The following is a 26,748-nucleotide window of genomic DNA, read 5'->3' as shown; positions in this document are numbered from 1 at the left end:
CGGCTTTTTTAGTGGTGCGGATTGAATTGGTCTAGCACCTGCTGTTGCACCGTGCCTTGCACCTGGAACACCTGCATCAGGTAGCGCAGGAAGTTCTCGTCATCGCACATGGTTTTGCCGGGGCTGTCGGAAATTTTCGCCACCGGTTGGCCATTTAGGCGGGTCAGTTTCATAACGATATTCATCGGTTCGTTGATGCCAAAATCGCCCATCAACCAGGTGCCGATACCAAAAGCGGTATTGATACGGCCCTTAAAGTGGCTGTAAATCTGCACCGCCCGCTCGAAGTTAAGGCCGTCGGAGAACACTAACCGTTTGCGAGTTGGGTCCACTTCCAGCTCTTCCAAGCGCTTGATGATTTTCTCGCCCCACTCAATAGGGTCGCCGCTGTCATGGCGAAAACCGTCGTACAGTTTGGCCAGATAACGGTCAAGGTCGCGGCAGAAGCTGTCAACGCCAATGACATCGGTCAGGGCCACGCCCAAATCGCCGCGAAATTCTTTTACCCAGTTTTCCAGCGCCATTTTCTGGCTATCTACCAGGCGGTAGTTAAGTGCCTGGTGACTTTGCAGCCACTCGTGGCCCATGGTGCCCTGGCAACGCAGGTGCAGCTCGCGGGCCAAATGGGGGTTTGAAGTGCCGGCAAAATGCTGAGGTAGCGCCGTTTTGATTTGCTCTAGCACCATTTTTTGGGCGGCAAAGCTAAAGCGGCGGCGGGTGCCAAAGTCGGTAAATAAAAACTCGTTTAAGTCGACCTTGTCACCGTAGTTTTCCAATTGGCGAATTTTTGCTTGGGTGCTTTTATGAATGCGCTCGGCATCCACTTCCGGGTAGCGGTGGCGGTTACGGATCTCGGAAATGGCCGCCAGCACCGGTATTTCAAGTGGCGACACATGCAGCAGCGGGCCATTGGCCTCAATCACCAGTTGGCCATCTTGGGCGCTGACTTTTAAGAAGTTGGGGTTAAAGCGAAACAGCCGCAAAAATTCCAGATAATCGGGCTTTAAAAAAGGGTAATGCTGGCGCAGGTGGGAGAGCTGATCTTCGGTAGCATACAGCTGCGACAGTGAAGCAAATTCTTCTTTAAGCGGCGCGATGTAGGGGCTTAAGTCTTCGTCGCTTCGGCAGCGAAAGGTCCAGCGGGCCTGGGTGTTAGGTTGCTGGTGCAGGTAAGCCTGTTGCATGGTCAGCTTATAAAAGTCGGTGTCGAGCAGACTCTGCACGGCGGTCTTTCCGAACATATCAAAGATCCTTATTGACGAACTGAGCCAGGGTTCGGGTGTTATCCACAAGGTGGATACCGGCTTTGACCATTTCCTGGCAAGCCGCTTTGGCACCTTCCGGGGTAATGGCCCGGCAGGCTGCCTGATTGAGGTAGACATTAAAACCGGCATTGGCCAGTTGCATGGCGGTGGTCTTCACACAAAAATCCAGGGCCAGGCCACCCACCAAGACGGTGTGTACTTCTTTGCAGCGCAGCCACTCAATAACGCCGGTGGAAATGCGGTCGTTAAGGTCGTGGTAACAGGCGCCGTAAGGGTGCATGTGGTTCTCGACGCCCTTGTAGACCAGAAAGTCGTACTGGTCTGGCTGTGGCAGGCCCGGTAGCAGTTCAAAACCTTCGGTACCGGTTTCGGCGTGGCGCACCCAGGTAAGGTCGGCGTGGGGTAAATCTAAGGGTTGGAGCATGTCATCGTGGGTATCCACCACCCACTTGGCATTGGGGTTGTGAGCGTCCTTGGAGGCAATACGAAAATGGGCAAGGGCTGCCTGTTCGTTGAGTTCCTCGGCTATTTGGTCGCCCCCCGGTACCGGCAATTCGCTTGGGCAAAGTGGGGTAAAGGTACGCTGGGCATCAACATCAAATGAGGCAATCATGGGCGCCTCCGGTGGTGGATGAATGTTGGCACTATACCAAATCAAAAAGCGCACCGAAGTGCGCTTTTTGCGATTAATTCACCTACCGGTGGCGGCTTAGTCTTCCAGCGCTTTTTTCAGGAAGTTCGGCAGCGCCATGGCGCCTTGGTGCACACCACTGTTGTAATAGTGGGTTTCAAAGGCTTGGGCGTCGGCGGCATCGCGACGAAAATCGCCAAAGGCTTCGTCCTTACGCGCCAGGGTGCAGCTCCACCAGCCAGACGGATACAGCGGCTGCGGGAACGGCAGGGTCTGGAACTGGTTAAAGCCGGCGCTTTTCATTTCACTGCGCATTTCTTGAATAAGCGGCACGTGCAGCAGCGGGCTTTCCGACTGTTGTACCAGAATGCCGCCGGGGCGCAGGGTGCGCAGGCAGTCCTGGTAAAAGGCGCAGTTAAAGAGACCTTTGGCCGGACCGATAGGGTCGGTGGAGTCAACGATAATAATGTCTACCGAGGCGTCGTCGCGGTCTTTCATCCACTGAATGCCGTCAATAAATTTCAGCTCGGCTCTTGGGTCGTCGTTAGACTCACAAAGCTCCGGAAAATAAATTTCAGACAAGCGGGTGACGTTTTCGTCGATGTCTATCTGAATGGCTTTTTCCACGCCAGGGTGTTTAAGTACTTCGCGCAGGGTACCGCAGTCACCGCCGCCGATGATCACCACCACTTTCGGATCGTGATGGGTATAAAGCGCCGGGTGGCTCATCATTTCGTGGTAAAGGAAGTTATCGCGGCTGGACACCATGGTGCAGCCGTCAATAATCATCAGTTTGCCCCAGTCGGTGGTGTTATACATTTCAGTGGTTTGCCACTGAGACTGGCGGGTTTCCAAATGCTGGGTGATGCGCAGAGAAAAAGCGCTGCCGTCACGGTCACTGACCTCAGTGAACCAGTGTTTGGGGTCCAATTGCGACATGACTGTCTGTCTCCATCGACGAGGGCGAAAAACGAGGGCGCATTGTGCCCCCGCTTTAGGGTGGGCACAATGGATTTTGCGCACATTTTAGCTGCACAGGGGTTTGGGGATCATTACAATACGCCCCCTAAAATTCCTTGCGGCCATAGGAGCTGCTAACCATGCCAAACTGGACCCTGGACAAGGCACGCCATCTTTACGGTGTCGCTCATTGGAGCGACGGTTATTTTGATATTGACGATCAAGGTGAACTGGTCGCGTTTCCCGACCGCAACCGTGACCGCGCCGGGGTGCGCTTATCGGATTTGGTTAAAGACTTGAAAAACCAGGGCCTGTCGTTGCCAGTATTGGTGCGTTTTAACGACATTCTGACCGACCGCGTTAAAAGGCTGACCACCGGCTTTGCCAAAGCGGTGGACAATCTTGACTATTCTGGCCGCTATCACGCCGTTTATCCCATCAAGGTTAACCAGCAAAAATCGGTGGTTGAAGGCCTGTTAAATGCCAGCCCCAATGTTGGCCTGGAAGCGGGCTCCAAGCCGGAACTAATGGCGGTGTTGGGTGTGGCGACAAGGCCTATCACCATCGTTTGTAACGGTTATAAAGACTCGGAATTTTTGCGCCTTGCGCTGATTGGCCGCCGCCTTGGCCACAAAGTCTATGTGGTGGTGGAAAAGCTGTCCGAGCTGAAAAAACTGCTGGGTGAAAGTAAGGAAATGGGCATCGACCCTCTCGTTGGGGTGCGAGTGCGTTTGAACTCGGTCGGTAAAGGTAACTGGCAGAACACCGGCGGCGAAAAAGGCAAGTTTGGCCTGGCTGCTCACCAAGTGCTGGAAGCGGTCGAAATGATGCGCGAAGCCGGTAAGCTCGATTGCCTAAAACTGGTGCATTTTCATATTGGCTCGCAAGTAGCCAACATTCGCGACATCCAAGGCGCGCTAAAAGAATGTGCCCGCTATTACGCCGAACTGCGTGAGCTGGGTGTGCCCCTTAACGTGGTGGATGTGGGTGGCGGCCTGGGTGTGGACTACGAAGGCTCTCGCTCGCGCGGTAACTGTTCGATGAACTACACCGTGGATGAGTACGCGGCCAAGGTGGTTTACGCCTTAAAAGAAATTTGTAGTGCCCGCGACCTGCCGGAGCCGGACATTATTACCGAGTCTGGCCGGGCCATGACTGCCCACCACGCGGTGATGATCACTAACGTCATTGACGTTGAACAGGCGCCAAGCCAGGCCCAGTTTGACGAGCCTGACGACGAAGCCCCTTCGGTACTGAAAGACTTGTGGCGCACCCTTGAGTTTATTAACGAAGAGCCGCCGCTGGAAAGCTACCACGACGCGGTGTATTTCTTGTCGGAAGCCCACGCCATGTACACCCATGGTCTGCTGCGTATTGGCGAATGGGCGGTGGCCGAAAAAATGTACATGGCAGTGTGCCGCGCGGTGCGTGAGCAGCTTAACCCTCGCAGCCGCGCCCATCGCCCGGTGCTGGACGAGCTGAACGAAAAACTGGCCGACAAGCTGTTTTGTAACTTCTCCTTGTTCCAAAGCACCCCGGATGTGTGGGGCATTGACCAGCTGTTTCCGATCATGCCGGTCAGCCGCCTGGATGAAGCCCCTACCTCGCGGGCGGTTATTCAGGACATTACCTGCGACTCCGACGGGCAAATTCGTGAATACGTAGACGCTGAAGGCATTGAATCTAGCCTGCCGTTGACCGGTTATCAGCCGGGCGACGAGTATCACATCGGCTTTTTCATGGTCGGTGCTTACCAGGAAATTTTGGGTGACTTGCATAACCTGTTTGGCGACACCGACTCGGTGCATGTGCAACTGACCCAAGACGGTTACCGTTTTGATGCCGCCCAAAAGGGCGACACCGTGGCGGACGTGCTGCGTTATGTCAGCTTTGACCCCAAAGGCCTCATTCAGGGCTACCGCCGTCAACTGGCAGCCGCCAAGCTCAGCGACAGCGAGCGCCAGCAATACAGTGCCGAGCTGGAAGCCGGTATTCACGGTTATACCTATCTGGAGGATTGATGCTCGCGTTTTTGCCCGGTTTTATTAAAGGCCCGCTGGCGGTACTTGGTTATATCATCAACACCTTGTTTTGGTTCCCCCTGGCCTTTGGGCTAGGGGTTATCAAATTGCTATTGCCGATTAAGGTCGTGCGCATAGGCTGCAACTGGGTGCTGGATAGAGCTGCCACCCTGTGGATAGCCTGCAACAATGCCAACAGCCGCTTGTTTGCCCGCACCCGCTGGGTTGTGGAAGGGCTGGACGGCATTAAGCGTAAAGACTGGTATTTGGTGGTAGCCAATCACCAGTCCTGGGTGGATATCCTGGTGCTGCAGCGGGTATTTAATGGCCGTATTCCGTTCATCAAATTCTTTTTAAAGCAGCAACTGCTCTATGTGCCGTTTTTGGGACTGTGCTGGTGGGCGCTGGATTTCCCCTTTATGCGCCGCCACACCAAAGCGCAAATTGCCAAGAATCCGGCACTGGCGCAAAAGGATATTGAGACCACTCGCGCGGCCTGCGAGAAGTTTCGGCACATGCCGGTGGCGGTAATGAACTTTGTTGAAGGCACCCGCTTTACCCAAGCCAAACATGACCAGCAACAGTCGCCCTTTACCCACCTGTTAAAACCCAAGGCGGGGGGTATTGGTTTCGTGCTGACTGCCATGGGCGACAAGCTACACAAGCTGCTGGATGTCACCATCTGCTACGGCAAGGAGATCCCGAGCTTTTGGGACTTCATCAGTGGTCGGGTAAAAGAGGTTAAGGTTAACATTCGGGTGTTACCGATTGACGACAAATTGCTCGGTGATTATGTTGGAGACGCCGAATACCGAGCCCGTTTCCAAGAGTGGGTTAATCAGTTGTGGGCCCAGAAAGATGCCGAACTGGCCCGCATGAAAGCGAATTAAGGGACGCCATGCTGAGTTTCCTTCCCGGGTTTATCCTGGCACCGCTGTTGGTTGCATTGTTGTCCCTGAATCTGATTTTTTGGGGGGGCAGCGTGTTTTTGCTGTCACTGCCGAAACTGCTGGTGCCTATTCCGATGTGGCGGCGAGCCATGACCCGGGTAATGGAACAGGCTGTGCGTGCCTGGAGCTTATTAAATCTGGGCATTTTGCGTTTAGGCGGCAAGGTGCACTGGGAAGTAAAGGGGCTGGCCGGGCTCAATAAACAGAGCTGGTACATGATGATGTCTAACCATCTGTCATGGCTAGATATTATTGTGCTGTTCGGTATTGCCGGCGGTTCCTTGCCACTGCCGCGTTTTTTCCTTAAATATGAGCTGTTGTACGTGCCCTTTTTAGGACTGAGCTGTTGGGCAATGGATATGCCTTTTATGCGCCGTTATTCCACCGCTTACCTGAAAAAACACCCGCACAAAAAGGGCAAAGACATTGCAGCCACGGGCAAAGCCTGTGCCAAGCTCAAGCATCACCCTTCCATCATGATTAACTTCGTTGAAGGTACCCGTTTTACCCAGGCAAAACGGCAGCAGCGGCATTCGCCTTACCAGCATTTGTTGCCCCCAAAAGCAGCCGGTATCGCTTTTGCGCTATCCGCAATGGGCGACCAGTTTGATAAGGTGCTGGATGTGACCTTGTCTTACCCCGGCTCTGAAGGCCGCGTAGGCCGCGACATCTTGACCGGCAAGCTCAAACACATCGTGGTTGATGTGGAAGCCTTAGACATCAGCACTGATATTGTTGGCGACTACTTTGGCGACGTAGAATTCAAGCGTCGTTTCCAAGGCTGGCTTAATCACCGCTGGCAACTAAAAGATAAAAAACTCGATGCCCAGCTGCAGCAACCCGAGCTACAGATGGCGTTGTCGGAGCAACGTTCCTAAAAGGCGGCTTAGCCGCCTTTTTTATAGCTGGCTGATGGCAACCAAATCGATGGCCTTGGCATAAGCCAGCAACTCATCTTCTTGGCAGTCATTGCACGTTATCTGCACCAAGGTATTGCCTTTCATCATGCTTAAACGCGGCTCGCCTTTTTCTTTGAAAAGCGCAGTGATGCCGTTGACCTTTTTGACTTTGAAGCCAGACATCACCGCCATATTCGGTGTGCTGTAAAGTCCCGCCATGGCTTGAATGAGCGGTGAGTCCATAACAACTTTGATGGTCAGCTCCTGCTCACCTTTGTGGTAGTAACGCGAGCTTGTTACCCCGGTGACCATAACGGCTTGGCTTTGCTCCGATTCTGCCGCCTCGGCCTGCCAGCCTTCGAGAGGGTCTGGCAACAGGGTTTTGAGTTTATCGCCCTGTTGCTGGCGGATAAGGCCAGTGGCGTAAGCCAATTGGTTGGCCGCTTCAGACAATTTGTGTTGCTGGTATGCCTTTTGGCTGTCAGCGATTGCATCTTCCACCTCGCCTGCGAAGGCACAAACACAGGTAAAGAGCAGAGGGCAGATCATAAGCGCGGTTTTCATCATCATTCCTTTGATTGGTTCTCCCTTAGAGATCTTTATAATGCCCTTAACACCAATAAAGGAAGCCATGATGCAAGATTACGCCTTTCCCACCGTGGAGCTGGTGACCGGTCATCAGGACGCCGATCTCATTATCTGCCTGGACCAGACACTGGCACCTAAGCAACTGTCTGCCATTAAGGTACTGTCTCCTAAAGCAAAAAGCTGGTTTATCAGCGGCGATAAACCCACCTTAGTGATTAATGCTGGCCCCGCGAAGTCAACCTTTGACTGCCAGACCCAAGCCCGTAAGTGGCTGGCGGCGCTAGACGGCTTTGAACCGGCCAGCGTGCATATTCAAGGCACAGATAAAGCCTGGGTTGAGGCCCTGGTTGAAGTGTTGTTGGCCAAGCAAGTGACATTGCCGAGCTATAAAAAAGAGGCCGAAGTCGCCAAGCCACTTCGCCGGATCAGCACCGATATCGACCTTGATACCGCCCGGTTACTGGCCGAGGCCCGCGCCAATGGCCTGGTGCGTTGGCTAACGACGCTGCCCGCCTCTGAACTGACACCGGCCAAATACCGCGTCATCTTGGAAGCGCTGGCGCGGGACCATAACTGGCAACTTGAGCTGTTTGACCAAACCCAGCTTGATGGCCTGGGCGCCGGTGCCTTTTTGGCGGTTAGCAAGGGCTCTGATAACGACGAAGCCGCCATAGTGCGGCTGCGTTACCGGCCAGCAAACCCCCGTGCCAAAGTGGCTTTTGTGGGTAAGGGCCTGTGTTTTGACACCGGTGGCTATAACCTGAAAACCAGCCATATGTTCGGTATGCACGGCGATATGGGTGGCAGTGCTGTGGCACTGGGTAACCTGCTGGCACTGACCGAGTTGCAAACAGACTTGGAAGTGGATTGCTGGCTGGCGCTGGCCGAAAACCATATCGGCCCCAAAGCCTATAAGCCTAACGATCTGGTGCGCGCCCTTAATGGCACCACCATCGAAGTGGTGGATACCGACGCCGAAGGCCGTATGGTACTGGCCGATACTCTGACGTTGGCCTCCCGTGAGCAACCGGCGGTGCTGTTTGATTACGCCACCCTGACCGGCGCTTGTATCCGTGCAATTGGTACTGCGCAAAGTGGCGTTTTTACCAGTCGTGATGACTGGCGCGAGGCGCTTATTGCCGCCGGCCGGCAAAGTGGCGAGCGGGTTTGGCCCTTCCCGCTGGATGAAGATTACGACAGTAATATCGAGTCTGACGTGGCCGACGTAAAGCAATGCCACCCCGGCTCTAGCTGTGACCACATCGATGCGGCGCGGTTTTTATCGCGTTTTGTGGAGCAAGGTACTCATTGGATACATGTCGATTTAAGTGCTGCGGAAAACAAAGGTGGCTTAGGGCCGGTAGCCAGTGAGGTCACCGGTTTTGGTGTTCGCTTTACCTTGGAAGCCTTACTTGGCGGCGAACTGCTGAAATAAAAAAGGCGCCCTCGGGCGCCTTTTTTTACTGCGGTTTAGCGGCCTTAATGGCAAGAGTGCCATCGTGCATGGCTGTTATCTGCCACCCTAGCGCTTTATCAACCTTGTCATTACGCTGGCCTTTGTTCCCTGAATTCATGATGTAAGACCGTTGCCAACGCAGCGTTTGCTGCAAATTGCTAAAGCGGGCGTTTTGGTAATGATTTTGCTCGGCGCGTAGCTGGCCTTTGGCAAAAGCGGCCTTCACTTCGGCGAGTTGTTGTGGGGCGCATTGCATCTGAATGCTTTTACCCAAGCGGCCTGCCAAATAAGCCTTGTGGCTGTCGCAATTTTGGCCTTGCTCAGCCAGGGCCAGCGGCGAGGCTAGGGTTGCCAGTAACGGCAGGGCTATCTTCAGGTGGTGCATGACTTTGTCCTTAAAATCAAAAAGCTGAATTTAACTTTGGCGCATTTTTGCACATTTTCCAAGGTAACAGAGCGTTGCTCTTGGCGTTACATCATCCGCAGCAAGATAGTATCGATATGGTGCGACTCCAAAACCAGTTGCTGACGCTGCCAGCGCAAATGGTCCTTTTCATCGGGTGACAGCTTTTTGTTGTGGTCCAAGCGGCTGTCGATTTTGATAATTTGCGACTGAATGGCACTTTGGCGGTTATACAAGGACTCGCGATATTGATTACGCTGAAAAACCTTTAGCCCCTGGTTATAACTCTTTAGGAAGCTGTCTTGGGTTTTGTCAGGGCAAACCCCTTGGTAAGCATTGCCCATGGTGCCATTACGGTAGCCTTGCTGCGGTGTGCAGTACTGACGGTTACCCTCGGCCCAGCCCTTGGAGTAAGCACTTTGGTTTACCGGGTAACCATGCACCTGGCATTGGCTCTGCCAATAGCCGCTGCGTGCCACCATGCCTTTAAAGCCGTCTTCCAAGCCTTGCTGATGCCAATCGAGCTTGGCGCAATCTTGTTTGGTTAAGGCGCAGCCGCTTAGCAGCAGTGCGGCGATGAATAAAAAGAGTGTTTTCGCTTCCATAAATTTCAGCATAGGCGGCTTGGCTAAACCTGTTGTGATCCAAGCTCAGCCATTGTTATTGAGTTGCTGAATAAAACGCTGGGATTCATCAATGGATTTTTGCATTTCCTCCACCAGCCCATTCACTTGCTTTTCGATATTGCCAAGTTCGCCTTTGAGGGCACCAATGGCCTGGGCATTGAGGTTGTGTTTTAAGAACAACACCTGATCGTGAAACTTGGCCAGTACCGGCGGCATTTTCGCTTCGGCCTTGCGCATGGCGGCCAGCAACTTCTTGTAGCGTGCTTTGGTGTCGGCAAGGGTCTTGGCTGAGGCTGCGCGCAGTTTAGCGGAGCTGTACTGGTCCAACTCTCCTTGCCACTCATCAAACAGGGCTTCGGCTACGTCCTGTACCGCGTCGATGCGCCGAGAAACGTTGTCGGCCGCGGCTTTAGAGGCATCATATTGGGCTGAAAGCTCGTCATAACGCGCTTCCAGTTCACTGTCATCAAGATGCACCACCGCCCTGAAGTGGCTAAGAGCATCTTTGAATTGCTGCTGGGCCTGTTGCTGCGCGTCGCCAGCTTCTTGCACCCGGTCGGCGAGAATATCGCGTTTGTGAATGCCCACTTTTTCCATGGCTGCATAGTAAGCGCTTTGGCAGCCTGTCATAAAAAAGCCCACCAACAGCGCCAGAATAAGTGCACGCATGGTTAATCCTTTGCAGCAAGTATTTGGTGTTAGAGTAAAAGACAGCCCTTCAATCAGCAAACTAGGCCTATGCATCTGCCACAACGCAATGACCTGATAACGCATCTAAAAGGCTTTGTTAACCGGGTGGTGGAAGACCGCTTGACGCTGCACGCCGGTGCCATGGCCTACATTACGCTGCTGTCACTGGTACCGCTTATTGCGGTGTTATTCAGTCTGTTCTCGGCCTTCCCGGGGTTTGAACAGATTAAAGGGGAATTGCAGAGCTTTATCTTCAATAACTTTGTGCCGGCCGCCTCTGATGTGATTGCCGACCAGGTGCAGGGTTTTGCAGCCAATGCCTCGAAGATGACCACCATTGGTATTTTGTTTTTGGTGGTTACCGCGTTAATGCTGATCCGCTCCGTGGATAGCACCATTAACCGTATTTTTCGCCTGCATCGGCCAAGGCGCTGGTCAGTAGCATTTGCCATTTATTGGTCGGTATTAACCCTGGGGCCCTTGTTAATGGGGGTTTCCCTGGCGCTGACCTCCTATGTGGTGGGTATGGATGTTTTCCAAAAAGGTGCCTTGTCGGGGCTGCGTACTTTTCTTATTGGCTTGGCGCCTTTTCTGGCATCCTGGGCCGCCTTTATGGTGCTGTACTTACTGGTACCCAATAAGCGGGTGCGGGTTCGCCATGCCTTAGGTGGAGCCGTGCTTGCCGCAATATTGTTTGAACTTTCGAAAAGGGTGTTTGCCGTTTATGTGGCGCATGTACCGTCATATCAGCTGATTTACGGCGCTTTGGCGGCAATACCCATTTTATTTTTCTGGATTTATCTGTGCTGGTTGATTGTGTTGCTAGGGGCAGAACTGACTGCTTATCTGACCGATCTGGACCAAGCCAACGAACACCAAGAGGAAGAAACCGATGCGGGAACTGCTGCCTGAGATCCAAGCCAACTGGCAACAATGGCTACCGGTTGGCGATGGCCACGAACTCTATGTTGAGGAAGTGGGAAATCCAGACGGTATACCGGTGGTTGTGTTGCACGGCGGGCCGGGCACCGGCTGCAATGAGGACATGCGCCGCTTTTTCGACCCAGAGCGCTACCGGGTAATTTTATTTGACCAGCGCGGTGCTGGCCGTTCCCGGCCCCACGCATCCCTTCATGAAAATACCACCCAAAAACAGTTTGCTGATATTGAGCTCATTCGTGAAAAAGTCGGCGTCAAACAGTGGTTGGTTTTTGGCGGTTCTTGGGGGTCAACCTTGGCGCTTGCTTATGCACAGGCGCACCCGGAAGCGGCACTTGGCCTTATCTTGCGCGGTATTTTTCTGGCCCGTCAGCAAGATTTTGCGTGGATGACGGCGCCGGGCGTTGGCGCATCGCAAGTTTATCCTGACCATTACCAAGACTTCCTAGAACCCCTGGATGGCAACGCTGACGATCTGTTAAATCGCTACTACCAGCTGCTGACAACCGACAACGAGCTTAAACGGATGCAAGCAGCCAAGGCCTGGACCCTGTGGGAAGGGCGGATGGTGAACCTCATTCCCCCCAGCCGGGTGGATGAGCTTTACACTGACCCTAGCCTGGCATTGTCAGTGGGGCGGATGGAATGCCATTACTTTATCAATGGCTGCTTTATCGACGAAGGCCAACTGCTGCGTGATGCCCACAAAATTGCCCATTTGCCGACGGTCATTGTCCATGGCCGTTATGACATGGTCTGTAAGTTGGAAAATGCCACCGCCCTTGCCGCACAGCTGCCTAATGCGCAGCTTTGGATAGTGCCAGCAGCGGGCCACAGCGCCATGGAGCCAGGCATTACCGACGGCCTTATTCGCGCCATGGACTGGATCTGGGAACGCCTTAAGTGATTGCCCTGATTCAGCGCGTTTCGAAGGCTCGGGTTGATATTGACGGCCAGACGGTAGGCGCTATTGACCAAGGTTTGCTGGTGCTACTGGGTGTTGAAAAGGGTGATGATGACGCCAAGGCCCAGCGCTTGGCACACAAGGTGGCTAAATACCGCGTGTTTAGCGATAACGAGGGCAAAATGAACCTCAATGTCAGCCAAGTTGCGGGCAGTCTGCTGGTGGTGAGCCAATTCACCCTGGCAGCTGATACCCAAAGTGGCAACAGGCCCAGTTTTTCAAGCGCGGCGCCACCTGCCGAAGGCGAACGGCTTTATCAGCACTTTTGCCAGCACTGCCAAAGCCTTGGCCTCCCCGTTGCCACCGGGCGTTTTGGCGCTGATATGCAGGTGAGTCTTTGTAACGACGGGCCTGTCACCTTTTGGTTAACGGCCTGATTCAAAAAATAAAAAAGGCACCCAAGGGTGCCTTTTTTTAGCGGCCAGTACGCTTATTTGTTCAGATAAGCGCCCAGCATCCAGATGGTTTTTTCCTGCTCTTTGATGTAATCGCTCATCAAGGAGGCAGTACCTTCGTCTTCAATTTCGCCAGCCAGCGACAGGATCTCGCGTTGCTCTTTAATCAGCTCTTGGTAAGAGCTCAGCAGGTGGGCAATACCTTGCTTGCCATCGGTAATGTCACGCTCTTCATTGATGCTGGCGCGCTCAATGTAGGCACTGAAGCTATGCAGTGGGCGTTCGCTCAACGTCAGGATACGCTCGGCTATCTCGTCGACCTTAGTCAGCAGATCGTTGTAGGTTTCTTCAAATTTTGCATGTAACTCGAAGAAATTGTCGCCACGGACGTTCCAGTGGAAGCCTCGGGTGTTCATGTACAGGATCTGGTAGTTAGCCAGCAACTTATTCAATAAACCGGTGAGTTTGGTAACGCCATCCTGGTTTAAACCGATCAGATTGTGATTGCTCATAAGACCTCCTAATCATCTGAGATAGATTCTATGCTAATTGCAATTAGATAAATAAGCGCTTAAAACAACTAAAGATAATCGCATATTTAGATTGATTGCCTGTAAGCCCTACCTTGCTTTCTAATGGTGCTTATTACAAATGACAAGAGTATTGACCTGATGCAACTCTGTGCGCCTTTAACGTCAATCGATTTTGACGCCTGTTATCAACTGCGCTGGCAAGTGCTAAGGGCGCCATGGCAACAACCGCCCGGTTCAGAACGAGACGAGCTGGAGGCCGATGCCTGGAACCTGATGGTTAAAGACCAAGACCAGGTTGTCGCCACCGGCCGTTTGCATGAAAGCGCGCCAGGTATTGGCCAAATTCGCTATATGGCGGTTGCCCCAGGCCAGCAAGGCAAGGGCCTTGGCGGCATGATACTGCGCGGACTGCTGGCCTTGGCTGACAGTCTTGGCCTTAACAAAATTGAGCTTAATGCCAGGGAGGCGGCGCTGCCGTTTTACCAAAGGGCAGGCTTTGAATTACTGGGGCCTTCTCATCTACTGTATGGCCAAATTCCACATTTTAAGATGCAAATAGCGCTGGCCGGCGAAGGCGCCGAAAAGGCGGCGAGGCTAACCACGCTCTGGCATCAAACCATTCCCATGGCGAAGTTTATGGGCTTAAGGGCCCAAGCCTTTAACAGCGAGCAACTGATTTGCCAGGCACCTTTTGACAACAACAGTAACTTGCACGGTACGCTTTTTGCCGGCAGCCATTATGCCCTGGCTACACTAACGGCTTGGGGCAGCGTGTGGTGGCAGATGCAAAGCCTGGGTGTTGAAGGTGACATCGTGCTGGCCCATGGCGACATTCATTACCCTCAGCCGATGACGCAAGCGCCATTGATGATGAGTTTGCCAAATACCAAGGACAGCTGGCACGCCCTAGCGGCGTTAAAAGACGGGCAAAGAGCCCGGGTTAACGTTGGCTCGGTGTTGGTGGATACCAGTAACGGCAAAATTGTTTCCGCGTTTGAAGGGCGCTTTGTGGTGCTGCCGCATTGAGGCATAGCCAGTAGGAAAATTGTTTTGTTATAATGTTACACCCTCTTTTTTGTCGAGAGCACCATGTTGCTGTTTTTGAGCCTGCTGGCCCTGGTCGCGGGGCCTGTGCTTTATCGTTATTTGTCTCAACGGCAAGAATGGCTGGTGCTGCTCGACAATTTCATTTTTGTGGTGATCGGCGGTTTATTGCTGTTCCACGTGATGCCAGAGGCCCTGCACGCCGGTGGTTGGCCGGTGTTGTTGATGTTGCTGGCAGGCGCTGTTGGCCCCGGCAAGATAGAAGACCTCTTTCATGGCGCCGCCAAAACCACCCATAACGTTACCTTGTTGGTCGGGGTTTTTGGCCTCAGTTTGCACGCCATTACCGACGGCGCGGCACTGGTTGATGCCAATCACACCACCGCTGGCGCCTTGCTGGCGGTCGGAGTGGTGCTGCACCGTCTGCCGGTAGGGTTAACCTTGTGGTGGCTACTGCGGCCGCAATTTGGCCGCATAGCCGCAGCCGCAGTACTTGGGCTGGTGGTAGTGGGTACCTTGGTTGGCTATTTCGTCGGTTTTCGTTGGCTGCCGGATGTTAATGCCCAGCAGCTGGGCTGGTTACAAGGCTTGGTCGCCGGGACCTTGCTGCACGTGGTGCTGCACCGGCCCTTTGCGCGCCACCATACCGCCAGCCACTGGATGGCAGGCTTAGGGGGCCTTGTTGGCGCGCTGGTATTGGTGGTGATCACGGTGCCGTCGCTGTTTCAAAGCCAGCTACACGCACATGACCACGGTGCTGACGCCGGTACTGCCCTGTTGCGTTTTTGGCATTTGCTGCTGACCATGGCGCCCTGGTTATTAGCCGCCTACGCCATTGCCATGCTGCTTAACTGGTTGCGGCCACTACGTGCCAAAGACCAGTCATCCAAGCCGGGATTACTAAGGGGTATGGCATGGGGGCTGCTGCTGCCGGTGTGTCTGCCCGATGCCACCAGGGTTTACCCCAAATTGCTACAACATGGTGCCCAGCCACGAATGGCTTTAGCGTTCTTGCTGGCTGCCCCTATTTTCGGCATTGATGCCTTGTTGGTGAGCTTTGCCTTACTGGGCCCTGAACTCACCCTTTGGCGTTTTGCTGCCGTATTGTTGCTGTCGCTGGCCTGCGCGGCGCTGCTGGTCCGGCTATTGCCGCAAGTGCCTGGCCGCAGCTGTTATCAGCATGACGCTGAAGCGCCGCTGCGCTCAGCCTTTCAAATGGGTTATGGCCATCTAATTGACCACACTGCGCCTTGGGTTATTACCGGTTTGGTGGTGGCCTCAACCTTGGCGCCGCATCCGCTGTGGACTGCCCTCGCCGCTCATCCGGTTTGGCAATTGGTGTTGGTGCTGGTGCTGGCATTACCGCTGCATCTTTGCGCTACCGGCCTTACCCCGGTAGTGGCGGTGCTGCTGGCTTTTGGCCTGGATTGGGGGGCCGCGTTGGCGGCGCTATTGGTGGGCCCTGCCCTTAACCTTGGCCTGTTGCGTTATTTAGCCCAGCAACACTCACAGCGTTTTGCTATTAGCTATGGCGTGGTGGTGATGGTGATTGCTGCCGCCCTGGCGCTTTGGGTAAGCCAAGGGCTGGGGGTGAGCGCCCATAATTTGCCGACGCTGAGCCAAGCGCAATTGAACAGCCCTTGGCGCATGTTGTGTGCCTTGGTGCTGATTGTTATTTTCTCGGTGGCATTAATTCGCCGTGGCGCGCGTGGATTTGTGGCAGAGTTATGGCCTAAAGGGTTGGAGATTAAACCGCACCATCATCATTGATGGCGCCATAGGAGACAGGCATGGGTTGGCTAAAAAAGGCGATTACAGCGCTGGTAGTCTGCATAGTGGCGTTGTTAGTGATTGGTCTTTTTCTGCCAAGAGATAGCCAGTTTGCGCGTTCTATCAGTATTAAAGCGCCGCCAGAACAAATCTATGCAACCTTAACCGACCTGCGGCAATTCAATAGCTGGTCGCCTTGGTATGCTGGCGCCACCGCCAGCTATCAGGTAACGGGCAAAGCGGCTGAGCCTGGGCAGCAGCTTAAATGGCAACAAAATGATAAGACCGGTGACCAAGGCTCTATGACCTTGCTTGAGTCCGATAAACCGGGTTATGTGGCTTTTCGGTTGCAATTTGCCGGCCACGACCAAGCTGACATCTCTTTTCGCATTCGCCAAACCGCCAATGGTAGTGACGTAACCTGGGGCTATTTTGCCGACATGGGTAATGATATTTCTGACCGCTACCTGGGGCTGGTGATGGAGCACGCATTAGGGCCTGATTTTGATAAAGGGCTAAAGGCGCTGAAGAAAAAGGAAGAAGAAAATAAGCCCGACGACAACGGCTAGAGGAGGGAAGAGGGGATCTGCCTGTTTCTATTGCCGCCGGGCCAGTCCGCAATCGGGGTCAATTCGGTTAAGAAATGACAACGGACCTTAAATGAGCTGCACAGCCGGGACGTCGTCTGCGCAACTTGTGCCCTCAAAGGACCCCGCTTGCAAAGGGTCAATCGATGAACACGGGCCTACTGTACATTATTTGGTAGGCAGTCTGGTAGTCTAATTTTTTCATTGTGCCTAAAATGACGCAAATTTCTACGATTGTTATCGGCGCTGGTTGGTTAGGGGCACCCTTGGCCAAGCGGCTAGCTGCCAAGGGGCAGAAGGTGCTCGCAACCCGCCGCAGTGAGGCCAGATGTAACGCCCTGGTTGCAGACGGCGTGCCGGCGCAGGTGCTGGATTTATCTGCCGACAAACTCGATTTCACTCCTTTTTATGGCTTTGAGCAGCTGGTGTTGGCCTTCCCGCCCGGGGTACGCCGGGGCAACGGTGATGCCTACCTGAGCATGCTCAAGAGGCTACGTGATGGCCTTGCAGGTAACGGGCTTCAAAAGGTTTTGCTGCTGTCATCAACCGGCGCGCTAAAAGAAGCCGACGCGACCTTGGATGAAAAGAGCGCTGCTGATGCTAACTCGCCACTGGCTCAGGCCGAGCGGGCCTTGCTGGATGATGGCCGTTATCAAAGCGCGGTATTGCGGCTGGCCGGTCTCTTTGGGCCAGAGCGTTATCCCGGCCGTTTTTTAGCGGGCAAAACTGACCTGCCGCGCGGCGGCGCCCCGGTTAATTTAGTGCACCAAGCCGATGCCTTGGGGTTAAGCCTGGCTATCTTGCAGCGCCAGCGCTTTGGTGACATTTTTCATGCCGTTGCCCCGCAAAGCTACAGCCGCGCCCATTTTTATGTGCAGGCGGCAAAACTGGCAGGGCTTACGCCGCCACGTTTTTCCGACCAAACGGGTGGCAAGCGAGTGGTGGGTGATTGGACCGCGCAAACCCTTAACTACCAATATCAAATTCCGGACCCTCTGGCGTGGTGCCAAGGCGCGGCGTCTGGGGTAGAATGCTGACCCTTTGTTCAATTTTTTCTTCGACGGGATGGTGTTGTGAACATTCAAGCGCTGCTTAATGACAAGGTTGGGGCTGCTATTGCGGCTGCGGGTGCGCCAGTTGGGACCCCTGCGGCGGTGCGTCAGTCTGCCAGACCAGAATTTGGTGACTATCAGGCCAATGGTGTCATCGGCGCAGCCAAGCGAATGAAGCAAGACCCCCGCCAATTCGCACAACAGGTCGTGGATAACCTGGATCTGGGTGCAATGGCCGACAAGCTGGAAATTGCGGGCCCGGGCTTTATCAATATTTTCTTAAAACCGCAGTGGTTAGCCGAGCAGGCCGAAAACGCCCTGTTTGATGCCGATCTCGCGGTTGCCAAACCTGCTAGCCAAACCGTGGTGGTGGATTATTCCAGCCCCAACCTTGCCAAAGAAATGCACGTTGGCCACCTGCGTTCCACCATCATTGGTGACGCCGTAGTGCGCACCCTGGAATTTTTAGGCCATAAGGTGGTTCGTCAAAACCACGTAGGCGACTGGGGCACCCAGTTTGGCATGCTGCTGGCGTATTTAGAGAAGCAAAAGGCTGAAGGTAAGAGCCAGGCTGAAATGGGCCTGTCTGACCTGGAAGTCTTTTACCGCGCCGCCAAGGGCTGCTTTGATGAAGACGAAAGCTTTGCTAACCGTGCCCGGGAGTTGGTGGTGCAGCTGCAAGGTGGCGACGAGCAGTGTCTGAAAATGTGGCGTGAATTTAACGATATTTCGTTAAACCACTGCCACGCGGTCTACAAAAAGCTCAATGTTTCGCTAACCCGCGCCGACGTGATGGGCGAGTCCGCCTACAACGATGACTTGGCACAAGTGGTGGCCGACCTAGACGCCAAAGGGCTGCTGACCGAAGACCAAGGCGCCAAGTGCGTATTCCTGGACGAATTCAAAAATAAAGATGGCTCCATTCTGCCGATCATTATTCAAAAGGCGGGCGGCGGTTACCTGTATGCCACCACCGACTTGGCGGCAATGCGCTACCGTAACAACGTTTTAAAAGCCGACCGCGCTTTGTACTTTGTTGACCAGCGCCAAGCCCTGCACTTTAAACAGGTCTTTACCCTGGCTCACAAGGCCGACTTTGTGCGTGACGAATTTAGCCTTGAACACATGGGTTTTGGCACCATGAATGGCGAAGACGGCAGGCCCTTTAAAACCCGTAGCGGTGGCACCGTTAAGCTGATTGACTTACTGGTGGAAGCCGAAGAAAAGGCCTACCAATTGGTTAAAGAGCGTGACAGCGACTTTAGCGAACAAGAGCTTAAAGAGATTGCCCATGCGGTGGGTATTGGCGCGGTGAAATACGCCGACCTTTCTAAGCACCGTAGCTCTGATTACATCTTTAGCTTTGACGCCATGCTGAGCTTTGAAGGCAACACCGCCCCCTACATGCTCTACGCCTATACCCGGGTGGCCTCCATCTTCCGTAAGGCCGGTATCGAGCCACAAAGCCTTAGCGCGCCTTTACAGCTGGCCGCGCCGCAAGAAAAAGCGTTGGCGCAGAAGCTACTGCAATTTGAAGAAACCATTGGCTCGGTGGTCCGTGAAGGGGCGCCGCACTACCTGTGTTTGTATCTTTTTGAATTGGCTGGGCTATTCTCTAGCTTCTACGAAGCCTGCCCCATTCTTAGCAGTGAAGATGAAGCCTTGAAAGGCTCACGCCTGAAGCTGGCACACTTAACCGCCCGCACCCTTAAACAAGGCTTGAGTCTGCTGGGTATTAAAACCCTGGAAAGGATGTAAACGCCTGTTTTTATAAAGGCAGCCAATGAGCTGCCTTTTTTATGGCTCTGTGATCCTGAACCCGTTAATTTTTTGTTCACAATGTCCAATATTGTTACATTGTTGCTCTGTTTTCTTAAGAAACAACAACATGAAAAAAGGACTTTTACTCTTTCTGGCGCTTAGCCTGCCTCAGGTTGCCCTTGCCAAGGACAAAACCCCTACTGTTGAACAGTTTGCGCAAATGCCACTGGCGCAAAATTTAGAGTTGTCACCGGACGGTAAATGGATTGCCGGCGTCAGTTACGAAAAGGGCGTACCGGTGGTGTTTGTGTCGCCATTGGCCAAACCGCAGTTTAACTATGTGGTGAAGCTTAAAAAGACCCGCGACCGTATCGAAGACGTGGAGTGGATTGATAACGACCGGCTGTTCGTCAGTGCCAGTTACCCCGAATACTATTACGGCCAGCAATATCGGGTGTCCCATAACTATGCGGTACACCGCGACGGTTCTAATCTGCAGCCGCTTGCCATCAAAATAATGGGCCAGGACGACTACAGCTGGATGAAAAGCGTTAGCGAAGGCCAAATGCTGCACCGCTTACCTGCTGAGCCCGGCCATATTGTCTTGACGGCATTTGATGTCAGAGACATGGGCTATTCGGTATTCGATATGAATGTCGATAACGGCGATTTCACCAAGCTGGCCTCTTCCCACAAAGACGTGAATGACTGGGCGGTGAATGCCGAAGGGCAAGTCACCTTTGGCTTTGCTTACGACAAAGACAAGATCTCGGTATACAAGGTGGGCAAAGACAGCAAGCTGACCTTGGTTAAAGAGCTTGATACCAAAGGGGATATTACCTTCGACCCCATTACCATGCTTGATGACCACCGCCTGGCGGTGATTTCTGATTACGGCCAGGACCGTGAGGTAATGCAGGTTTATGACCTTGCCAAACAGGCCTTTGGCGAAGTGCTTTATCAGGTGCCGGGGTATGACATTCGTAGTGGCATTATTCGCGGTAACAAGCTGGTCGGTTACAGCTACATCGACGACAGCCTTGAGATGGTTTACCAAGACCCAGATTTACAGAAAATGGCGCGTATGGTGCACGCTACCTTTGGTAAGGGCGGCAAAGCCTACCTTTACGATGTCAGCCTTAACCACAAGGTCGCGCTGGTATCCCAAGCGGCACCCAATCACCCCACCCGGTATTTTGTGGTGGACTTTAAGGCCAATAAGGCGGCGTTTTGGCTGTCTGCCAAGCCGGTATTGGAAGGTAAAGCCCTGGCCAACACCCAGCCGGTATCCTTTAAAACTAGAGACGGCTTGGCATTGCATGGCTATTTAACATTGCCGGTTAATGCGCAAAAACCGCCGGTGGTGGTATTGCCCCACGGCGGCCCCCATGCCCGTGACGAACTGGGCTTTGATGACTTGGCACTGATGCTGGCCAACCAGGGCTATGCGGTACTGAAAATCAACTACCGTGGCTCGACCGGTTACGGCGACAAGTTTGAGATTCGTGGCTACGAGCAGTGGGGGCTGAAGATGCAAGACGACCTCATCGACGGCTTGCACTGGCTACAAAAAACTGGCCAGGTTGATGCCCATAAAGCCTGTATTGTTGGCGGCTCTTACGGGGGGTATGCGGCGATGGTCGCGAGCTACCGCGACAGCAAAGATTTTCAGTGTGCGGTGGCCATTGCCGGGATCTCCGATCTGCAGCAGATGTGGGAAAAAGACCACAACCGCTCATCCTTCCTTGGTGCCTTGATGGCGGTAACCTTGGGTGACCCTGAGCAAAAAGGCGTTAAAGCGCGCTGGCAGCGTACTTCTGCACTCGAGCAGGTGCGGCGCATTAACATGCCGATGTTGCTTATCCATGGTGACAAAGACACCCGGGTTAACGTTGAGCAAAGCCGGGAACTTTACCAAGCTGCCAAGGCCGCCGGTAAAGACGTTCACTATGTGGAACTCAAAGACGGCACGCATTTTATCGACGATGCCGACAGCAAAGTGGCGGTGTATGAAAACGTCGCCAAGTTCTTAAAGGCGCATTTGGGTTAGTAAAAAGGCAGCCAATTGGCTGCCTTTTTTAATCCTCTAAGCTGCCAACCGCCTCGGTGAGCATTGAGGTGAGCTGTTTAACGATCGCCGCTTCTTTGGCTTTGTCGTAGGCGGCAATGCGCGGGGTGTGAATATGGCCAACCGGTATGGTGCTTTTTAACAAGTCCCGCAGCCGAATGGCGCGGTAGCTGATTTCGTTCGACAGATAGCCGCCACCTGAGCCTTTTACCGACACCTGGCCATCGAGTTCAAACAGGTGTTGTGGCTCGCGGTCGCCCGCCAACGTCGTGACCTTACGGTTATCGTTAATGGCATAGGGGCCGTCGCCGTCCATCAGGGCATCAAAGGGTAGTGTTGAGGCCACAAATTCGGGGCCTGAAATAGGCTGGCCATACAACAGCGGCAGCTTCGGCACCGTGGCGGTAGCACCGGTTAGCACGTTTTCATTATCTGGCGCTTCGGCGCTGCGGCGTTTGCCGGGAAAACGCTCTAAGTCAAAGTCGCTGCGGCCCATCGAGACAGTGATCACCATATCGGCGCTGTGCTTGGTGTAATAAGGCAGCAGGATTTGTTCGATAAGGCCTTGGTCAAAGTCGGCAAAACGCACCGGCACCAGCACCGTTTCAATCTGTGCTTTCACGCCGTCTTTTTCAATGATTTTGCCGTCCAGCATCAAGGCGGCCAGCCCCGACGGGTTGGACTGGTCAACATGACGGTCAAGGAAGAAGGGGTCAAAGCCGGTCAACAAGATATGTTTCATGCCGGGTTTGAAATGCACATCTTCGATACCGCGGCTGACCCGCTCAAAACGCCACATCAGTTTGTCTTTTGTCGCCTCTGGCAATGTCAGGGCGCGCAACTTTGCTTGGCCTGCTAAGCGAAACCAATACAGTGGCCGGTCGTCCAGGCGTTTAAGGGCAATGGCTTTACCCAGGGCATAACCCTGGCTTGCCACTTTTACCACCGTTGCCATATCTGGCGAGCCATCGAGTTGTGCCAGCAGGCTATTAAAGGGGGTGATAACACCGGGCATAGCAGCTTCGGCTTTGGGTAGCCGCGCCTCTTCTACATCGGCCAGGGCTGGCAGGCTTAGCACCGCTAACAGCAGCAAATATCGGAACATAGCTATCTCCTTGATTAGCGGCAGCTTGGCAGAAAGTTGCGGGGGAGAAAAGCGCCTCGGGCTTGGTGCGGGAGCCACTTGCCGAAAAAGCCCACAGCGCAAAGCGTTACCGTAACGGCTGTATCAGTAACAAGCATTATTCAATGCTCAGCCGGTATTTTGCCTATCGGCCGGTGAGTGCTTGATCTGTGGACTAAACTTCGTCTCTCACCTTAGCTGTTGTTGCCTAAAACTGACCGTGATCCAGGAGGGATAATGCAGCGCATTCTGGCCCGACTTCGCTTTGTTCATGCCGTACTTATCGTATCCTTGGTGCCGTTATTGGGGCTGATAGCCCTCTGGGTAGTGCATTTTGGTGGCCTGGCAACCGAGGCGAAGGCTGCCGCCGCCGCTGTTGATATGGTGGAACTGGTGGAAACATCGGCCAACCTTGCCCAACAAGGGGCCATGGAAAGGGGGCTGAGCGCCGGATTTTTAGGCTCAAAAGGTGCACGTTTTAGCGAAGAGCTAAAAGCCCAGCGCCAACAGTTAGATGAGGCGATTAATCGCTTTAAAAAGCTTCCCACTGGCCATTTGGATGCCGCCAGCAAAAAGCTGCTGGCCGGCATTAACGAGCAGTTGGCTGCCCTTAGCCTTACCCGCCAAAAGGTGGATGCGCTGGCCAGCGATAATGGCGCCTTTGGCTTTTACAGCCGGCTTAACGACTTGGCGTTAAGTTTGTCTACTCACCAATCGCTTAGACTGGCTGGCCTGCCGCAATTAAAGGCGCTGCTGGATGCCACCCTGTCTTTGATGTGGACCAGTGAAAACGCCGGCCAAATTCGCGGTTTATTAAACGGTGCCTTTGCCCGCCACCAGCTGAGCGACAACGCTTTTGTGGGTGTGGTACGGGCGGTTACAGAAGAGCAAAATCATATTGAGCACTTTTTGGAAGTCGCGCCCGATGATTTAAAGCAGCGTCTTAACGACGCCAAGCAAGGCAGCAACTGGCAGCAGGTTAAGCAAATTCAGCAGCAGGTTTTAGAAAAAGGCCCCTCCAATAACTTGGCTGATCCATCCCAAGGGCAGTGGTTTGACATGGCAACTGCGCGTATTAAGGCGATAAAAACCGTTTCTGGCGCTATTAATCAGCGCTTTATTACCACCGCCCAGCAGGTGAGCCAAAATGCCCAATGGGGGTTATGGCTAACCGGCCTAATTAGTGTGCTGGTGCTGCTGCCGCTGCTGTATCTTATCTTCACCCTTACCCGCTCCCTGAAAAAACGGGTGGCCTATGTGGATGAAACCCTTAAAGCCATTACCCAAAATTCTGATTTAACCCTGCGTCTGGCCGACCAACGGGCCGACGAATTTGGCAATATCAGCCGTTCTATCGATCTTCACCTTGATGAAGTCAGCGGCATTTTTAAAGGTTTTCATCAAACTGCGGTGTCGGCATCCGGCGCCATGGGCAATATTATGGCCTCGGCCAGCCAGGCCAACGATAATGCCGAGCGCCAAAACCAGCAGGCCGAGCACCTTGCCCATGCCATGCATGAAATTGCTCAGGCCTCGTCGGAAGTGTCGGGCAATATGCAGCAGGCGCGAGACTCTATGAACCACGCCAAAGAGCAGGTAAGCCAGAGCCAATTACTTACCCAAGCGGTGAACCGCGGCTTTGAAGAACTGACCGCCTCGATAACGGAAAACCGCGGTGAAATCGAACGCCTGGCCCAACACAGCAGTGAAATTTCCGGCATTTTAGACACCATTACCGGTATTGCCGAACAAACCAACTTGCTGGCGCTTAATGCCGCCATTGAAGCCGCCCGCGCTGGCGAGCAGGGGCGCGGCTTTGCCGTTGTGGCCGATGAAGTGCGCTCCTTGGCCTACAAAACCCGCGAGTCCACCGAAAGCGTACGCGGCATGATAGACCGGTTGCAGCAGTCTAGCGCCAGCGCCTTGTCGGCCATGCAGCGTAACGAAGAACAAGTTACCGACACCGCGGGGCGGGTTATGGCCAGCAGCAGTGCGGTGGCAGAAGTCACCACTGAAATTGATAAAGTGCAGGATTTGGTGCAGCAAGTGGCTGCCGCTGCCGAGCAGCAATCGGCTACCCTTGCCGAAGTACAGGAAGCCAGCGCCGGCATTAACCAGTTGTCGCAAGACACTTCCGAGCAGGTACGTGCGGTGAATTTGGAAGCGCAAAGCCTAAAGGATAGGCTTCAAAGCTTGGAAAAACGGCTAGCGGGTTTTCGCATGGCTTGAGTTGGGCGGTATCTGGTAACATCACGGGCCCTGTGTATTAACAAGAGTTAATGGCGCCATGGACTCAAAAGGTGTCCTCTATGCCCTTGCTGCTTACCTTATTTGGGGTATAGCGCCGGTTTACTTCAAGCTGCTTCACCAAGTTCCTGCTACCGAAATTCTCTCTCACCGCGTGATTTGGTCCTGCGTGTTTTTGGTGGCGCTGTTATTGGCGCTAGGCAAGGTTGGTGCGGTGCGCCAGATCTTCAAGCAGCGCCGCCAATGGCAAACTCTGCTGCTTACCGCCTGTTTTATTGCGACCAACTGGGGCATTTACATCTGGTCGGTTAACAATGGCCATATTCTGGAAGCAAGCCTCGGTTATTACATCAATCCACTGCTCAACGTCGCCTTGGGCATGGTGTTTTTAGGGGAAAAGCTGCGCCGTTTGCAGTGGTTTGCCCTGATGCTGGCACTGCTGGGCGTGTTGGCACAGCTGGCGTACTTTGGCAGCCTGCCCTGGATAGCGTTGGTGCTGGCCCTATCCTTTGGCCTTTATGGACTCTTTCGCAAGAAAGTACCGGTGGATCCGGTAGCGGGCCTGTTTGTAGAGACCTTATTGTTGCTGCCGGTAGCGCTGTTGTACTTGGGCTTTCATCACAGCACTGCTGCCATGAGCGATAACGATTGGTCGTTGAACACACTGCTGGTGGCCGCCGGTATCGTTACTACGGTGCCGCTATTGTGCTTTATTGCCGCGGCGCGTCATTTACCGTTGTCGGTGCTGGGCTTTTTCCAATACATCGCCCCAAGTCTGGCGTTCTTGCTGGCGGTACTGGTGTACGGCGAAAACTTCGACCCCCATAACATGCTGACCTTTGGCTTTATCTGGGTTGCCTTGCTGGTTTTTGTGTTTGATGGCCTTCGTCAGCAGCGGTTGCGTGCTAAACAAAAAAAGCCGTTGCCAGCAAAAGACGGCTGCTAACACCTTAACGGGGGGGTCACCCCTGCTATTACTTTCGAGTAAAAACAGCTAACCCTTCTTTGCTACGGTGATGCCCATCAAAGCCTTTGACAGGGCTTTCATCGCAGCTACCGCCTCAAGCCGCTATTTTGGGGCGCAACGCGGTTTAAAGATGCATAAAAAAATCCGACACCAGAGAGATGTCGGATTTTTTCACTGGAGTATCAGTCAAGCGCTTCGTCCTAACTGACTGTTGCCAGTCTGCTTAGATTTCGCTAGCTTTTTCAACGATTTGGTTGCAAATGCCGTAAGCCACTGCTTCTTCGGCCGTCATCCATTTGTCGCGCTCGATATCTTTACGAACCTGCTCGACCGGCTGGCCGGTTTGGCGAGCAATGATCTGCGCTAAACGTTCACGCATCTTGATAATTTGCTCGGCCTGAATGGCAACATCACTGGCCTGACCGCCAACACCACCCGAAGGTTGGTGGATCAAAAAGCGGGTGTTGGGCAGGCAGTAGCGGTCTTTTTTATCCACTGCCAGATAAATGTGGGTACCGGCGCTGGCAACCCAGCCGGTGCCAACCACTTTTACCTTTGGCTTAATAAAACGGATCATGTCGTGGATGCTGTCGCCCGATTCCACGTGCCCGCCCTGGGAATTGATAAAGAGGGTGATGTCCTCGTCAGACGTGGCTGCCAGGGCCAACAGCTCCTGGCAAACCCGGCGCGCCATGGTTTGGTTTATGTCTTCACAAATCACCAGGGTACGGCTTTTAAACAGCTTTTCGCTAATCAGTTTGGCGGTACCGGTATCGGCTTCTTTGTCTTTGCTCATCTTTATTCCCTTA

At 53.7% G+C, this 26,748-nt stretch carries 25 protein-coding genes; 15 read left to right on the top strand and 10 right to left on the bottom strand.

The annotated features are described in order from the left end of the window. Positions 1–8: 8 nt before the first annotated feature. The 3 genes from pncB to speE form a co-directional block, all read right to left on the bottom strand. On the bottom strand, positions 9–1,241 hold the full coding sequence (pncB, locus tag DW350_RS19135) for a nicotinate phosphoribosyltransferase (RefSeq protein WP_115720472.1): 1,233 nt from the start codon (positions 1,239–1,241) through the stop codon (positions 9–11). A 1-nt stretch (position 1,242) separates the two neighbouring features. Next, a complete protein-coding gene (locus tag DW350_RS19130) occupies positions 1,243–1,878 on the bottom strand; it encodes a nicotinamidase (protein WP_115720700.1) in 636 nt (211 codons plus the stop codon). A gap of 96 nt (positions 1,879–1,974) precedes the next feature. Continuing rightward, positions 1,975–2,835, bottom strand: coding sequence for a polyamine aminopropyltransferase (gene speE / locus DW350_RS19125; protein ID WP_115720471.1), 861 nt, complete (start codon positions 2,833–2,835; stop codon positions 1,975–1,977). Positions 2,836–2,996: 161 nt separating this feature from the next. Between speE and speA the strand changes: the two genes are divergently transcribed. From speA to yihG (DW350_RS19110), 3 genes are read left to right on the top strand one after another with little or no spacing between them, the layout of a single operon-like run. Further along, a complete protein-coding gene (speA, locus tag DW350_RS19120; protein WP_115720470.1) occupies positions 2,997–4,877 on the top strand; it encodes a biosynthetic arginine decarboxylase in 1,881 nt (626 codons plus the stop codon). Further along, positions 4,877–5,767, top strand: coding sequence for a 1-acylglycerol-3-phosphate O-acyltransferase, YihG family (gene yihG / locus DW350_RS19115; RefSeq protein WP_115720469.1), 891 nt, complete (start codon positions 4,877–4,879; stop codon positions 5,765–5,767). The genes speA and yihG (DW350_RS19115) overlap by 1 nt, the downstream gene beginning before the upstream one ends. A gap of 8 nt (positions 5,768–5,775) precedes the next feature. Beyond that, complete coding sequence (gene yihG / locus DW350_RS19110) at positions 5,776–6,705, top strand: 1-acylglycerol-3-phosphate O-acyltransferase, YihG family (protein WP_115720468.1); 930 nt, start codon at positions 5,776–5,778, stop codon at positions 6,703–6,705. 21 nt (positions 6,706–6,726) lie between these two features. Here yihG (DW350_RS19110) and DW350_RS19105 read toward each other — a convergent pair whose 3' ends face one another. After that, the gene (locus tag DW350_RS19105; protein WP_115720467.1) at positions 6,727–7,290 is read right to left on the bottom strand and encodes a hypothetical protein; all 564 of its coding nucleotides are present in this window, start codon (positions 7,288–7,290) and stop codon (positions 6,727–6,729) included. Positions 7,291–7,357: 67 nt separating this feature from the next. On the opposite strand from DW350_RS19105, the gene DW350_RS19100 reads away from it, so the two are divergent. After that, entirely contained in the window at positions 7,358–8,749 is a 1,392-nt protein-coding gene (locus tag DW350_RS19100) for a M17 family metallopeptidase (protein WP_226911361.1), read from the top strand. A 25-nt stretch (positions 8,750–8,774) separates the two neighbouring features. On the opposite strand, the gene DW350_RS19095 is transcribed toward DW350_RS19100, so the two are convergent. From DW350_RS19095 to DW350_RS19085, 3 genes are all read right to left on the bottom strand, one after another. Further along, complete coding sequence (locus DW350_RS19095; protein WP_115720465.1) at positions 8,775–9,155, bottom strand: hypothetical protein; 381 nt, start codon at positions 9,153–9,155, stop codon at positions 8,775–8,777. 86 nt (positions 9,156–9,241) lie between these two features. Next, the gene (locus tag DW350_RS19090) at positions 9,242–9,778 is read right to left on the bottom strand and encodes a DUF2799 domain-containing protein (protein WP_192954754.1); all 537 of its coding nucleotides are present in this window, start codon (positions 9,776–9,778) and stop codon (positions 9,242–9,244) included. Between the two features lie 45 nt (positions 9,779–9,823). Beyond that, positions 9,824–10,468, bottom strand: coding sequence for a DUF2959 domain-containing protein (locus DW350_RS19085; RefSeq protein WP_115720463.1), 645 nt, complete (start codon positions 10,466–10,468; stop codon positions 9,824–9,826). A 69-nt stretch (positions 10,469–10,537) separates the two neighbouring features. Here DW350_RS19085 and DW350_RS19080 point away from each other — a divergent pair, with 69 nt between their 5' ends. Genes DW350_RS19080 through dtd form a run of 3 tightly spaced genes read left to right on the top strand, consistent with a single transcriptional unit; the run spans position 10,538 to position 12,769 of the window. Then, positions 10,538–11,401, top strand: coding sequence for a virulence factor BrkB family protein (locus tag DW350_RS19080; RefSeq protein ID WP_115720462.1), 864 nt, complete (start codon positions 10,538–10,540; stop codon positions 11,399–11,401). Beyond that, on the top strand, positions 11,382–12,335 hold the full coding sequence (pip, locus tag DW350_RS19075) for a prolyl aminopeptidase (protein ID WP_115720461.1): 954 nt from the start codon (positions 11,382–11,384) through the stop codon (positions 12,333–12,335). The genes DW350_RS19080 and pip overlap by 20 nt, the downstream gene beginning before the upstream one ends. Next, positions 12,332–12,769, top strand: coding sequence for a D-aminoacyl-tRNA deacylase (gene dtd, locus DW350_RS19070; RefSeq protein ID WP_115720460.1), 438 nt, complete (start codon positions 12,332–12,334; stop codon positions 12,767–12,769). Before pip ends, dtd begins: the two co-directional genes overlap by 4 nt. A 53-nt stretch (positions 12,770–12,822) precedes the next feature. Here dtd and DW350_RS19065 read toward each other — a convergent pair whose 3' ends face one another. Beyond that, positions 12,823–13,299 carry a Dps family protein gene (locus tag DW350_RS19065; protein WP_115720459.1) on the bottom strand — a complete coding sequence of 159 codons (477 nt, stop codon included), beginning with the start codon at positions 13,297–13,299 and terminating at the stop codon, positions 12,823–12,825. Positions 13,300–13,458: 159 nt separating this feature from the next. On the opposite strand from DW350_RS19065, the gene DW350_RS19060 reads away from it, so the two are divergent. The 6 genes from DW350_RS19060 to DW350_RS19035 all read left to right on the top strand — a co-directional run bounded on the left by DW350_RS19060 (position 13,459) and on the right by DW350_RS19035 (position 21,584). Then, on the top strand, positions 13,459–14,346 hold the full coding sequence (locus tag DW350_RS19060) for a bifunctional GNAT family N-acetyltransferase/hotdog fold thioesterase (RefSeq protein WP_192954753.1): 888 nt from the start codon (positions 13,459–13,461) through the stop codon (positions 14,344–14,346). A gap of 63 nt (positions 14,347–14,409) precedes the next feature. Beyond that, entirely contained in the window at positions 14,410–16,134 is a 1,725-nt protein-coding gene (locus DW350_RS19055; protein ID WP_115720457.1) for a permease, read from the top strand. Between the two features lie 20 nt (positions 16,135–16,154). Continuing rightward, positions 16,155–16,703: an SRPBCC family protein gene (locus DW350_RS19050; RefSeq protein WP_115720456.1), complete on the top strand. Its 549-nt coding sequence runs from the start codon at positions 16,155–16,157 to the stop codon at positions 16,701–16,703. 233 nt (positions 16,704–16,936) lie between these two features. Beyond that, the gene (locus DW350_RS19045) at positions 16,937–17,758 is read left to right on the top strand and encodes an NAD(P)-binding domain-containing protein (RefSeq protein ID WP_115720455.1); all 822 of its coding nucleotides are present in this window, start codon (positions 16,937–16,939) and stop codon (positions 17,756–17,758) included. A gap of 36 nt (positions 17,759–17,794) precedes the next feature. Further along, positions 17,795–19,531, top strand: a complete 1,737-nt coding sequence (gene argS / locus DW350_RS19040) for an arginine--tRNA ligase (protein ID WP_115720454.1) — start codon at positions 17,795–17,797, stop codon at positions 19,529–19,531. 130 nt (positions 19,532–19,661) lie between these two features. Then, positions 19,662–21,584 (top strand): S9 family peptidase, encoded by a 1,923-nt coding sequence (locus DW350_RS19035; protein ID WP_192954752.1) that lies wholly within the window; start codon positions 19,662–19,664, stop codon positions 21,582–21,584. A gap of 28 nt (positions 21,585–21,612) precedes the next feature. Here DW350_RS19035 and DW350_RS19030 read toward each other — a convergent pair whose 3' ends face one another. Further along, positions 21,613–22,707: a pyroglutamyl-peptidase I gene (locus tag DW350_RS19030; protein ID WP_115720452.1), complete on the bottom strand. Its 1,095-nt coding sequence runs from the start codon at positions 22,705–22,707 to the stop codon at positions 21,613–21,615. Between the two features lie 255 nt (positions 22,708–22,962). On the opposite strand from DW350_RS19030, the gene DW350_RS19025 reads away from it, so the two are divergent. Beyond that, a complete protein-coding gene (locus DW350_RS19025; protein ID WP_115720451.1) occupies positions 22,963–24,954 on the top strand; it encodes a methyl-accepting chemotaxis protein in 1,992 nt (663 codons plus the stop codon). 58 nt (positions 24,955–25,012) lie between these two features. After that, positions 25,013–25,918: an EamA family transporter RarD gene (rarD, locus tag DW350_RS19020; protein WP_115720450.1), complete on the top strand. Its 906-nt coding sequence runs from the start codon at positions 25,013–25,015 to the stop codon at positions 25,916–25,918. A gap of 244 nt (positions 25,919–26,162) precedes the next feature. Here the strand turns inward: rarD and DW350_RS19015 are convergent, their stop codons facing one another. Further along, complete coding sequence (locus tag DW350_RS19015; protein ID WP_115720449.1) at positions 26,163–26,735, bottom strand: ATP-dependent Clp protease proteolytic subunit; 573 nt, start codon at positions 26,733–26,735, stop codon at positions 26,163–26,165. Between the last annotated feature and the right edge of the window lie 13 nt (positions 26,736–26,748).

The sequence above is a fragment of the Gallaecimonas mangrovi genome, assembly GCF_003367375.1.
GTDB lineage: Bacteria > Pseudomonadota > Gammaproteobacteria > Enterobacterales > Gallaecimonadaceae > Gallaecimonas > Gallaecimonas mangrovi.
Note: the sequence above shows the minus strand (reverse complement) of the source record. Positions and strands in the feature narration are given on the sequence as shown.